Origin of the sequence: Sunxiuqinia indica, assembly GCF_009847015.1 — a bacterium.
Classification (GTDB): domain Bacteria; phylum Bacteroidota; class Bacteroidia; order Bacteroidales; family Prolixibacteraceae; genus Sunxiuqinia; species Sunxiuqinia indica.
The window spans coordinates 195,113-208,397 of sequence record NZ_WVEM01000008.1; the positions used below are offsets into that span (position 1 = coordinate 195,113).

The 13,285-nt window shown below is 39.1% G+C and carries 9 protein-coding genes; 1 reads left to right on the plus strand and 8 read right to left on the minus strand.

The window, feature by feature from the left end:
• Nucleotides 1–63: 63 nt before the first annotated feature.
• From GR929_RS13535 to GR929_RS13550, 4 genes are all read right to left on the minus strand, one after another.
• Nucleotides 64–1,578, minus strand: a complete 1,515-nt coding sequence (locus tag GR929_RS13535) for a nucleotidyltransferase (protein ID WP_159520656.1) — start codon at nucleotides 1,576–1,578, stop codon at nucleotides 64–66.
• 22 nt (nucleotides 1,579–1,600) lie between these two features.
• A complete protein-coding gene (locus tag GR929_RS13540; RefSeq protein WP_159520657.1) occupies nucleotides 1,601–2,122 on the minus strand; it encodes an SLATT domain-containing protein in 522 nt (173 codons plus the stop codon).
• Nucleotides 2,123–2,474: 352 nt separating this feature from the next.
• Nucleotides 2,475–3,017, minus strand: coding sequence for a tyrosine-type recombinase/integrase (locus GR929_RS13545; RefSeq protein ID WP_159520659.1), 543 nt, complete (start codon nucleotides 3,015–3,017; stop codon nucleotides 2,475–2,477).
• A 222-nt stretch (nucleotides 3,018–3,239) separates the two neighbouring features.
• Nucleotides 3,240–3,743, minus strand: a complete 504-nt coding sequence (locus tag GR929_RS13550; RefSeq protein WP_159520661.1) for a hypothetical protein — start codon at nucleotides 3,741–3,743, stop codon at nucleotides 3,240–3,242.
• 627 nt (nucleotides 3,744–4,370) lie between these two features.
• On the opposite strand from GR929_RS13550, the gene GR929_RS13555 reads away from it, so the two are divergent.
• Nucleotides 4,371–5,105, plus strand: coding sequence for a hypothetical protein (locus GR929_RS13555; RefSeq protein WP_159520663.1), 735 nt, complete (start codon nucleotides 4,371–4,373; stop codon nucleotides 5,103–5,105).
• Between the two features lie 523 nt (nucleotides 5,106–5,628).
• Here the strand turns inward: GR929_RS13555 and GR929_RS13560 are convergent.
• From GR929_RS13560 to GR929_RS13575, 4 genes are all read right to left on the minus strand, one after another.
• Complete coding sequence (locus tag GR929_RS13560; protein WP_159520664.1) at nucleotides 5,629–6,852, minus strand: thioredoxin family protein; 1,224 nt, start codon at nucleotides 6,850–6,852, stop codon at nucleotides 5,629–5,631.
• Between the two features lie 3 nt (nucleotides 6,853–6,855).
• Nucleotides 6,856–8,049, minus strand: a complete 1,194-nt coding sequence (locus GR929_RS13565; protein WP_159520666.1) for a TlpA disulfide reductase family protein — start codon at nucleotides 8,047–8,049, stop codon at nucleotides 6,856–6,858.
• Nucleotides 8,050–8,320: 271 nt separating this feature from the next.
• Nucleotides 8,321–9,778, minus strand: a complete 1,458-nt coding sequence (locus GR929_RS13570; protein WP_159520668.1) for a RagB/SusD family nutrient uptake outer membrane protein — start codon at nucleotides 9,776–9,778, stop codon at nucleotides 8,321–8,323.
• Between the two features lie 53 nt (nucleotides 9,779–9,831).
• Nucleotides 9,832–13,221 carry a TonB-dependent receptor gene (locus GR929_RS13575; protein ID WP_159520670.1) on the minus strand — a complete coding sequence of 1,130 codons (3,390 nt, stop codon included), beginning with the start codon at nucleotides 13,219–13,221 and terminating at the stop codon, nucleotides 9,832–9,834.
• Nucleotides 13,222–13,285 lie beyond the last annotated feature (64 nt).

The window sequence follows — 13,285 nt, forward strand, 5'->3', positions numbered from 1 at the left end:
TTCGACTTGTCGAATCCGCACGAACCCAGCCATGCCTTATACCACGTGTTATAGCCAGTTTTTTTATTTTATTTGAACAAAAATTTCATTACTTCTCGCAACACATACATTATTCTTAATTACATAACACTCAACCCAGTGAGTCCCTGTATATGCAGTGTCTTCTGAGTGCCTTAAACCACCAGCCCCAGCTGTCTGCGCTTTAAAAATAGAACCTCGCAATTGACCATTATTTTTCGCTTCTTCACCTGTATTTACTACTTGCCAAAAAACATCAAAGGGCTTTTTGACATTTGTTCGTGCGATAAATACTACGGATTTACCTTTAGGAAGTATAGTTTCCGGCGTAACTGTATACCAAGAATTTCCATCTTTGTATCTGGCAGATACAAAAATTGTATTTTCCAGCCTCATTGTCCACTTTGGAGTTTCTTTGTGGACGGCTAAACTTACAATTGATTTATGTCTTATTAAAGCAGGTGATGATTCTGAGATTATATCGAATCCTGCATTTCTATATGATTCATTAACAATTTTATTGCCCAAGTTTTCTCCCAGTAGTATTCTTGCATCATTAACAGTTTTTGTTCCTACAATATTTACTAAGTCGATTTTAGCTTTTGAAATCCAATCTCGAAAATTAGTTTCTTTTACTGGGTGATTTTCCCATTGGTCTGCAAAGTTTTCGCTAGGGTTAATTGGATTTCTTACCCAAGTAACACCGTTTACGGACTCTATAAATGAAGGCATTTTTAAAAGGATATTTTTTATTGCATCGACAATATTATCCTCGTTGGCATATGCTTTGGCTGCTAGGGTAGTTATTATAATAGATATTGGTTTATGCTCATCACTTCCAAACATTATGTCTCGATGACGCTTTAATATTTGTACTACTCTCTGAAGTGGTGTTTTTACTTCGTATTCTTTAATCTTATCAATTGAAACACTACGATGTTCTGCAAGAAGTTGTAAACGTCGTGAAAATTGGGCTGTCATTTGTTCTTTGAACCAAGAAGAATAACCTTTTGGATTACTTTTTCTCCAGTTTCTGGTAATTATTTTGTAATCAAAAGAATCTTTGTCAGTTATACAAATGGCGGTTTGTGCTAGTCTTTGTGGAACAGCAAGTTCTTGTAACCATTGAGTTTCATCATTTATAGATGGAAGAATATCAATAAAGAATTTAGGGTCTTCTTGATACTCTAATGTCCAACAAATTTCACTTTCTTCTAAGAGCATTCTGTTATAGTCTGAGTTGGCTTTTAGCCTATCACCGACTTTATTTTTTACACGTTCTTGTGTAGTATTAGTTTTATGTAAGTCCAGTTTGCAAACCAGGTCAATATCAAATTCATCTTCTCCAGATAATGGTTTAATCACTGTTCCTAAGCTGAAAGAACCTTGGACATATATATCTGGATTATTTAATCGTAAAGGGGAACTTTCACGTGTTAACCAATCCGCAACTGCTTCATAGTGTGAAATTGCTTTTTCAAATTGTTCATTTGAGATATCTAAATTCTTAGCTATACTTTTATATATTTTATTATAATCAGAAACTGTCGTTGTTAACATATCGAAATATTTGGGTAATAAATTATAAATCTAATTCTTCAGGCAAATAGCTTTCTTCTCCATCTTTTATTCCTTTTTGAGCTTTCAGATAATCTTTTTTTGAGGTAGGGTAAGATTCGGCTACTTTATTTATTCTATTTATTTCAACGCCTATTTCTTCTAAAATTTCTTGGACTCTATCTGTCGAAATTAGGTTGTCTCCAATTAGTGCTTGGAGTCTGTCGCATTTCTTTAATACAGCTAGATAATCATTCCCACAATTCCTATGTCCTTCTACCTTTTTATTGAAATTAAAATACGTTTGTAAACCCCCTAGGATTGCTGCAATAAATGCGAAAACAACAGGCAAATATTTAAGCCAATTTTCAACATTTTCTGTTAATAATATAAATAACGATGTCCCCGTAATTATATTAACTAATACAAGAGGAACACCTATCCAATAGTGAATATTTTGTTTTCTATCTGCGGCATTAAAATGCTTTTTCTTTCCGTAGATTGAATCAACTTTAATTCTCTTTATTTTTTCTAAAGTATTGGTCATTGTATCATTTTTTAAAATTGGCTATAACGTTCTAGTATTTTATCCATCGTATAAATGCGATGTTAAATGTATGAATAATCATTCATATTATTAGTAGGTTGTGAACGGAAGGTTCAAATGATGGATAAAATATAGTTGGGCTATTCCCCGTCGACGCTCTATGGGCTTGTCAGTTCCTGCATTCTTCTTTTAGCCTTTTTATAAGCATCTGTCTCTGTTCATCCTGCCGACGATTTGGTTATTGATGGCTTTTTTTCGTGGTATCCGGGCATAGTATTCCCGATGTCCTTGGATCGGGTAGGTGTATAAATTATTGTTTCACTGGGTCAAAGAACGTTTGTGGGTTGATAGTTTATGCCGAGTTATTAATCGGATAAGCCCGAAAATAAACTTCGAGCAGCTGTAAAACAGAGGCTGGCAAGGGAACCTCACGCTGCTTATTACCTTTGCCGGTAATCCGAATCACTCTTCGCTTGCGATCAATGTTGCGTGGTCGTATGCTCAGCAGCTCGCTACGATGAAGTCCAGTAGCGTAAGCCAGGTTCAACAAGGTTTTGTGTTTCAGGTTACGCGAAGAGTTGCATAAGCTGATGGCTTCATCTTCTGAAAGAAGCTCGGGAAGCTTTTTCTCCCTGCGCGGACGTTTGATTTCAATACTTTGGTATTGCCGCCCAAGTACATCTTGTTGCAAGATTTTCCAGGCACTGATGTTCTGGTTAATCCGGCTAACCGAGCAATGTTCCTTGACAATTAAATGGTGGAGATAAGTTTTAAACTGAGTGGTGCTGATTCTTCCCGGTGGCAGGCTGAAATGGCGGGATACCTGCCCCACCGAACAAATGTAACAGCGGATGGTTCGTTCACTGTAGTTGCGGATACGCATCTCGCGTTCCATCAACTCACGAATGCTTTTTTTTTCATAACTGAAAATTTAAGGATTGGAAAAAAAGGTAAGCTATTTTCAGCAGAATGTAAAGCTGCCCCGCATCGCGGGGTTTAGTTCAACGGTCACTTGTAAGTTGTCGTTGCGGATTTCGGAGAGCGTTCCTGTCCGAAGGACACGGAACTGCGAAACGAGAATCCAGCGTACGACACCGCACGAACCCCGCAATGCAATTTACAATTTGTTAGCACCAGTGTTTATTTTATTTTTTATCTCTGCTTTTACCATCTCAAATTCAGAGCAGAATTTTTCAATTAAATATAAATCTTCATTTGTGTATAACCTTATCAGTAATCCGTTTGCAAGTCCACTACCATATGCAAGTTTTTTTTCATTAATCGATTTAATGTCAGAAGGCGATATTTTATAACTCTTTTTCTTCTTGAAATTTACTTTCCCAGTCTCAAGATGAATATTTCCGTCATTCTCGAAGTCCAATTTTGTAATCACTTTATTAAATCTATTTGCTGCAATTATTGGCGACACAATACCGATGAATATGCATAAGATTATTAAGAATGGAGAAGTAATCCAAAAAAAGAGTGAACCTCTCATGCTGATGTATGTAAGGATTATATAAATAACGGAAATAAAGGGAAAAATAAAGAGAAGTTTAAAGTTTTCCTTTATTCTCTTTTTTAGTTCTTTTATCCCTATGTTATTGATTTCATATAACATACTCATTAATTTTTAACATTGGTGCTATCGTTCTAGTATTTTATCCATCGTATAAATGCGATGTTAAATGTATGAATAATCATTCATATTATTAGTAGGTTGTGAACGGAAGGTTCAAATCTTACGCTTATCACAGGAAGTTTGTTGTGGTGTTCGTTTGAAAGCAATATTTGAGGATTGCCAGTCACATCAGTAAGGATTTCCGAAATTTAAGAACATTCTACAATTTAACCATAAGTATTATAAAAAAAATGTTCGTAACCATTTATAAATGAATCCAGGAGCTAAGTGAGTTTATTTTAAGAGAAGCAATTGTAGCTCGGAGTAGATTTTCTAATCTCTCGAAAGTCAAGGACATTTACGTCATGCACATCTTACTTTCAAGCAAATATTTTAACTAAGGCATGTACAAATCATGCTATAAAAAACGGAATGAATTGAAACGCCTCGCAACAGAGCTGACGCGGAATCCGATTCGGGTAAGGACTTTTTATTTTCATGCTCGCCTACCCCAAGGCCCTCACCGGAGAATACGCTCACCGGAGTTCAACTTTTTCAAGTATAAACTGAATGTTGTAACTTGATGTTCTTAATCAACACAACTCTAGTTTTAAACCCGGATTACACATGAAAAATGCAAAACCCCCGAAAGTAGCTCCTGCCCTTTTCGAATCAACAGGCAGAAAAACATCCAAACCCAATCAACCTGTTGCTTCCTTTATTCAGGAGGCCAGTAATTTATATGTATGGTGTCTTGATGATCTGTTAAAATTGAATTCGGTCGGTATTTCAACTGAACTGATAAACGAATTACCGCTTCGTATTGAAACCTGCAAAAACGCCCAGTCGTACTGGAACAAACAGCTGAATACAACAGAAGAATCGCAAATACAATGGAGGAAAGCCGCACCACAAGCCATTCAATTGCGCAAAGAGCTTTTAACCGCCATGCGCTATGCCTTTCAAAATAAACCCGCTTCGTTAGCCCTGTTGTCTGGCATCTCTAAAAGACATGGCTATACCGACCTGATTCAGGATCTGAACAATATCGCTTCTTTAGGAAGATCAAACGCAGCACTTCTTACCAACATTAGTTTTGATTTATCCCTGCTCGACGAAGCGGCCAACACCTCAAAAATGCTGGCCGAATTATGGGCAACCGCTAAAGCAGAACGAAACTCCAATGCCGGGTTAAAACGGAACCGCAACAAAGCATATTGGCACCTTCATCAGCTGGTGAGCGAAATTCGGGAAGCCGGAAAATATGTATTCAGAAACGATAAAAGCCGCTACATTGGATATACCAGCCCATTTTGGAGAAACAAATACCAGAAAAGATCAAGACAAAATCCAGCTTCATAAGGGAAAGCAGGTACGGGAAAAAGAATATACAACGTTTATCAATACAGCGTAATCTATTTTATGTTACGAGTATATTTTTTTGTTTAGAAAGCATACTATTTTATCGAGAAAGTATGTTATTTTAATAAGCAAGCATCTTAATTTATTAAGCAAGTATGCTATTTTGCAAAGAGAGCACTACTCGCTCATCTATATTACTTACTCGCCTTATATTTTATATTACTTGCTTAATATTATTCCTTGCTCGCCTTACCTATTATCATGCTCGCCTTACCTATTATCATGCTCGCCTTACTATTTTTATTGCTCGCTATACTAAAATAGGGCATTTGCTAAAGCAAATACCCGATCCACTACTTAAAACTATTCCCGGGGGGGAAAAGACTATTGAAAACAAGAACTTCCTTCTGTTGCTTGTTCTATTATTTTTCAGATTTCAATAATTCGATAAGAAAATGGGACTTGCGCGCAATGCTACAAATCCCATTGTATCTATTTCTATGAAAAAATAGCCAACTTTTCTTTACATCGCTTCAATTTCTTCCTTTAATTTTATTATTCTCTGGTCGGCTTCCTTTTCCTGTGCTTTTAATGCGGCCAGGTATTCGTTAATATTCTCTAATGCCTTTTCTTTATTGGCTTCCTTCTTATAAAGGCAGGCCAGGCAGTAATATCCCGACGACATCCCTTCTATATCATCTTTCATAAGGTTCTCGACAGCCTTAATGGCTTTTGGTGTAAGCTCATTTGCTTCTTCAAACTCCTTTCTCACAGCCACTTCATAGGCAGTCTGAATCAAAATGGAAGCTCCTCTGCTCTCATTTGTCTCCCTCTGTTCCTCGGCGCTTTTCAACTTGCGATCGAACCATTTATCATATTCTTTATGTGCTATGTAGTAAGCGCTGTATACTTCAGATTCTATCTCACCGTGCCTAGCCAGAAGGTAGTCTTCCTTTGTAGCCTGCAAGGCATCTTCCACTGATTTTAGGCTACCATTTTCAGCCACTTCAACCCCATAGTTATAATAACATCTTGTTAAGATACCCTCGAAATCCTCCTCTTCAATACCTTCGGTGTTTATCACCTTGTCTTTATTCTGAATAAGATAGTTGTAAGCAGGGCTATCAAACTCAAGAGCACCGGAATACATCAAAATAAAGAAGGCCTCTTCATTCACAAGTTTTTCAGGTGGAGTAATCTTGATTAACTCCGCACCAACTTCCTTAATTTTATCCATTTCATAGGCACCGGCAAGTGCTTGTACGTAATCGCTCAGAAATTTAATATCCCGATCACCATTATCGTAACGCTCCTGCAAAGCACCTATTTGCCGGCTGGGATCTGAAGCGATTTTGGCCTGTTCAATCAGTCCGGGTCCATCCGTACTTCCAACCTGGGTATGCACTACTTTGCCTTCCGCATCCATAAATAAAAGGGTTGGAAAGGCTGCGACTGCATATTTTTTTGCCAGTTCAATTCCCTCTCCCTTTTCCATATCTATTTTAATACTCACAAAACGTGGATTAAAATAGTCACCAACTTCTTTTAAAGGAAATACCTCTTTTGACAAGACTTTACACGGGCCACACCAGGTGGTATAGCAATCCATAAACACCATTTTGTTTTCGGCTTTAGCTTTCGCCAGTGCCTCGGCAAAGGTTCCGTGTTCAAATTCAATGCCTTGTGCAAAAGTGTTTAAGCTTATCAGTATCGTCGCAACAACGAACAAATATTTTCTTACATTCATTTTCTAATTGTTAAAAATTTCGTCCAGCATTTTATCCATATCTTCATCGGTACCGCCGCCACCGCCAAAACGCCCCACGATAATGCCGTCGGGGCCTACAAGAATTTTTGTTGGAAGCGTATGAATGTTATAGCCTTCACTGATATCATTTTCGCGGTTCATCTCCCTGGTTTCGCGGTTGTATTCAAAACCGCGAAGTACATGATGCCAAATTCCGATCTGATCCTTTTCTACTGCCTTTTTCCATGCTTCAGGATTACTATCATCATCAGAAACACCCAGTATTTCCAGTCCTTTATCGTTGTACTTATTATAAACTTCAATTAAATGCGGATTTCCGGCACGGCAAGGTGCACACCAGCTGGCCCAAAAATCAATTAACAGGTATTTACCTTTAAAATCAGCCAATTTAATTGGGTTTCCGTTAATGTCGGTGGTATTAAAATCGCCTGCCTCTGCTCCCGGGATTCCCAGTTTCATATTCTCAATCTCTCTCTCGATTTCTTTAGCCAATTCAGTAGTTTTATAGGTATCTGCCATGTTGGCATAAATTTCACTCGCCTCACTATAATCCATATTCTGAATTAAAAACCGCATGTGTTGAAGACTTACAAAGGCTTGTGGATTGTCTTTTACAAAAGATAGCTGAGCCTGCCTGTATTCCTCATACAAGGGCTCAAGTTTCTCTCTCAATTTGTTTGATTCTGCTTTCAGGGCTTCCAATTCATCTTCCGATGCTCCGGCACTTTTCGCTTCCCTGTATTTGGCATTTATTTCATCTGATGCATCGATGTCTGACTGATATTTAGCCGAAATCTGTTCTACAATTGCCTCCATCTTATACGCCTCATCCTGGGCAGTTGAACCAGTAAGTTTCGAGTTACTCCAATCCGAATTATCAATGGTCAGGTTCATTAACCCGGGTTCAACCAACAAGTTGATTGAATTTGCGGCTGCCCGATCTTCAGCATCCTTTAATATGTACAGGTTCTTAACAGGGCCTTCTATCTCATCTTCAAACTGAAATTTCCCTTTTACGACCTTTATGGTATCAATACCCTGACCAGTATACCTATAAATATTCCCTTCTTCCATACCAACAACTTCACCTGAAATTCGGTATTTACCCTCTTCTAATGGTTTCTGAGAACATGCAGCAAAAGCCAGGACCAATATTCCTAAAATAATTTGTTTCATCTCATTAAAATTGTTTATTTCATTTGTATTCGATGGAACTCACGATGAATTTTAATATGCTTGTTTGTGAATTTTCACATCTTAAAATTCATGTTCGTTTCATCCTATTAAAATTGTTTGTTTTTAGTGGTATAGTATGGAACTCGCACGTATTTTAATGATCCTCTTGGGTGTAATGTTTTACATGCTCGTTTCATATTATTTAGATTAATCTCCGGGGAAAGCTGAATCTCGTATCAACTTTCACCCGGAGTTTATTATTTTTTAGCTTTTATTCGTATGAAGGATTTTGTTCGAGTACGTACCCTCCTGCTTCCAGCGACTCGAAAGGAATCGGGAAGATAAATTTATCAGGATTGGTAGCCGATGGTTTTACATCTGAAACCTGGAAGCCTGTTCCAAATCCGTCGGCATAATCATAACGAACCAGATCATACCATGTTTCGCCGGTTTCGGCCATTAATTCCGCCGCCTTTTCCATACGCACTGCTGTTAAAAACTGCTCGTAGCCAATGGATTCAGGATAGGTAACATAGCCATCTCCTCCGGCTGTTGCACCGCGGGCAATACGCAAGTCATTCAAAGCATTCAATGCTTCTGTAGTAACACTTGAACCGGCCCGGGCACTGGCTTCGGCCAAAATAAGATAAACTTCAGCCAGACGCAGATGGTAAATCATTTCGTAAGTCCCGTCTGAAAAATAAGAAGTGTATTTTGAAGTCCAGTAGCCACCATAAGAGTTATTGACATTCAATACCGAAGTAGCTCTTCCTCCATCAAATAAAATGGTTTGTCCGTCAATACTAATTGAGTCGGAAACAGCATCAATATAATTCTGCGAAATTGCACCAAAAAATCCACTGTAAAAGTTTCCAATTCCAAGACCGGCATCTGAATCACCACTTGATCCGAAAAGGATTTCAGGATTATCAAAAAGTGCTGTAGAAGTATGTGGCTGAAATTGTTCAGCATAATCAGGTGCCAGCGAAAACATACCATCACTGATTAATTCGTTTGCCAGGCTGGCAGCTGCCGCATAGTCTCCTTTATACAATAAAGCTTTGGCTTTTAATCCTTTTGCAAAATATTTATTGACATACATCGTCCCCCTTGGTTCGGGGCCATCAGCAATACCTGCGTCCAAATCGTCGAAAATAGCTTTATATGAATCGGCTACAGACTTCCGGGGTTGTGCATCGGCGTTCCCGGCAGGAGTAAGCCTGATGTCGATACCATATTCAGAATCGGCATCGTAAAACTGGCCAAATAAACGCAACAAATAAAAGTGGCCTACTGCTCTTAATGTTTTAGCCTCTGCAATTATTTCATTTCTTCTACCGGGTGTTTCAAAGTCATTGTCCGATAATTTTTCTAAACTGGCGATCAACCAATTAGACCTGTTTACAATGTCATACATTCTGGTATAAATACCCGTCTGATTGCTGGCACCAACAAGTAAAGGATCATTATTAATCCATCCAATAACTTCAGGATTGGTACTGTTGTAGAATGATCCCTGGGTATATCCACTCATCAAGTCGGGAACAATATAAATTTCCGGATTTCCTGTTCCACTGCTTAGTTGTCTGAATCCTGAATAAATACCGGTAAGCGCCAGTTCGGCTGTAGGTTCTCCGGTAATAGCCGTTTCGGCCGGTAAAGAATAGAGCGGTTCGTAATCATCAAGGCTCGGCGTTAATTCGCAGGAAGCCAGCCCAAGCAATAACATGCTAAATACGGTAATATATATATATATTTTAGAATCTTCATCATGTTGTATTTTTAAAATGTAACATTTAATGCAACTGTAAATGTACGGGTGTTTGGATAGGCGTATCCTCCGTCATTGGTCATATCAATGGTAGCTCCTCCGCGTTGGGTATTTACGCTCTCCGGATCTAAGCCGGGATAGTCGGTAATGGTAATCAGGTTATTACCGGTAAGCGACAAGCGTACATTTGACAAACTTATTTTTTTCATCCATCCCTGAGGTAGGCTGTACCCGATTGTAGCCGAGCGCAGACGTATATAAGAAGCATCAACAATCGACCTCGATGTAGGAGTGTAACCGTGTGTTCCGGATGACAGGCGTGCATAAGGAGCATCCCTGAAATCTTCTCTCCAGGTTTCGTTTACAATGTCTAAGGCATTGTATGTTGATTGAAAACTGTAGAGATTGGAAATCGCGTCGTAATTCCTTTCAGCACCTTGCACAAACTGCCAGTTAAAGCCAAAATCCAGGTTTTTGTAGCTTATTTTATTGTTCCATCCGCCAAAAAATTCAGGGTTAATATCCCCCAGTGGAATTCGGTCATGGGTAGTAATTTTATTATCCGGTTTGCCGTCCGGTCCCGAAACATCTCTGAAAATATAATCGCCGGGTTTTAAAAGTGTACTTTGATATCTTCCGCCAGCCTGTTCGTTTAATGCATCAATCTCATCCTGCTCCTGGGCAATCTTTACCACATCATAGCCCAAAATAACACCAATCGGATAACCTTCCTTAATTCCGGTACTTCCGAAGGATGTAGTTGTCCCTCCTTTTAAATCATCAACATTATTTTTTACAAAGGAGATATTAAATGACGAGTTCCATCTTAAATCTCCGGAACGGATAATATCGCCACCTATGCCAATCTCCCAACCTTTATTCGATACATCGGCAATATTGCCCTGCCATGCCGACGATCCTGTTTCGGCAGCAATTGGAACCAATAAAATAATATCGGAAGTATTTTTTTCAAAATACACAATTTCACCGGTCAAACGGTAATTAAACAATCCAAACTCAATACCCAAATCCAGCTGATCGGTCGTTTCCCACTTAATTCCGGTATTAGGTACACCGGCAACAGCAATTCCGTTAACGCCGTTGTAAAACGAATCGCCATTATCAATCGACTTGTAATAGGCTAAATAAGAGAATGCAGGCAGGTTATCCTGGCCTGTGCGGCCTAAGCTGGCTCTGAGTTTTAACTGGTCAATAAGCGCATTATCTTTTAAAAACGCCTCGTTATGCATGTTCCAGGCCAACGCACCCGATGGGAAAAATCCCCATTTGTTATCAGGTCCGAATTTTGTGGAACCATCGTACCTTGCTGTAAAGGTTGCCAGGAATCTTTCATCATAGATGTAATTAAACCGGCCAAAATAAGAATTCAAACCGCTTTCGAGAGATTCGCTGGACCATTCAATTACATCGTTGGAAGATTGAATATTCGTTAAAAACTCATCATCAGGAAATCCGAGATAAGTTTGTGCTTCCAGATCCAAACGCGATTGATCCCATGCTATACCTAATAAAGCATCGAATTTATGGATGTCGTTAAATGCCTTTTTATAATTTATCGTATTTTCAAAACTAAAGGTATAACCTGTGCTTACTTGATTGGCTAAACGTGCACCCTCTTCGGAATAATAGGCTGCTTGCATAACCGCATTTTTCGAGAACGAAGGCGAAAAACGTTCAGCCTTACTATCGGCTAAACTAAGGTTTACGCGAGAGCGAGCTTTAAGTCCGGTTATTAATTCCAACTCACCATAAACAGAGCCATACATATTTTTGGCCACTGTTTTATTTTTATTCCGGGCCTCGTCTCCTAATGGATTAAGGATGTATCCATAATCTACTTGTGTGCCGGTAAAATTGTCGTCCTCGTCATAAACAGGCAGGTCAGGTCTGAAATTTCCATACTGCAGGTTCGACAGGTTCGACGATTTATTTACAGAGTAGTTGTAGTTGATTGAGGTCCCAACCTTAAATTTTGACGTAATCTTTGCATCAAGACTTGAACTAAATCCGTAACGATCGAATTGTCCGCCTTTAAAAATACTTTCCTGGTCGGAAGCCGTTAACGAAACGTAGTAATTAACATTGCTGCTTCCGCCTGATACATTGAAGTTGTATTCATTCCACAGCGCATTATTTCTGGTAATTTCCTTTTGCCAGTCGGTATCCGCATCGCCAAAATAATTTGGATCATTAACAATGGCATATTCAGCAGGGAAATACGGCCAGTACATTTCAGGATACTGGTCGAGTGTAGCCTGCGCAGCATTTTTTACTAAAGGTATCCACTCGTCTGCACTTAAATAATCGTAGGTGTTTGTCGGATTCTGAATGGTACTTTTTGCGCTGAAGTTAAAACTGGGAGCCTGATTTTGGGTTCCTCTTTTTGTTGTAACCAGAATTACCCCGTTTGCAGCCCGCGAACCATAAATGGCAGCCGCCGATGCATCTTTCAATACGTCAACGCGTTCGATATCATTGGGATTTATTGAAAGCAAAGGATTGGCTCTGTTTCCAAACGTTCCCAGCCCTAAGGTTCCGAAATTAGGATTTTGTACAATAGGAACACCATCAACCACATACAAGGGCTGGTTATCGCCTTTTATTCCGCTTAATCCACGGATATGAACAATAGCCCCACTACCCGGAGCACCACCGCTTGCTGTAACATGAACACCGGTCATTTGTCCCACCAATGCCTGGTCGATGGTTTGTGTTTTTATTTGCACAAGGTCCTCCGATTTTACCGTTGCTACCGAACCTGTTAAATCTTTCTTTTCAACAGAACCATAACCAATCACAACCACTTCAGCAACCAATTCTCCATCCGTCTTCAGTACAATATCAATCACCTCGCGGTTATCAATAGTTACCTGCTGTGACTCCAGACCGATAAATGAAAAGACAAGCTGATTGACCCCGGCAGGAACATTAATCGAATAACTACCGTCTACGGCAGTTGCTGTTCCGGTTGTGGTGCCTAACGCTACAACCGAAACTCCCGGAAGCAAATTGCCGTCGGTATCGGTTACTTGTCCTTTAACAACTCGCTGTTGTTGTGAGTTGAACAACTGATTCTCCTGTCCTTTTTTGCGGATTACAACCACATTATCCTGAATGACATAAGTATACCCTTCCGGTACCAGCAAATTATCCAGAATATTTTCCAGGGTGACATCTTCAAATCTAAGATCTACTTCATTCGATCCTTCAAAAATATCGGAACGATACAAAAAATTGTATTCACTTTGCTTCTTAATTTCATCAAGAATCTCTTCGAAGTTTGCATTGCTAAGGTCGACATTCAGTTTTGTGTTTTGCGAATAAACACTTGCTGAAACCTGCAACATGCCAACAAGCAAAAAAAGTAATGTAATTCTCATAACGAACAGCATTTTTCTTATTCCGGTATCCCGGGATAACATTTCGAGTTTTTTCATACATTTG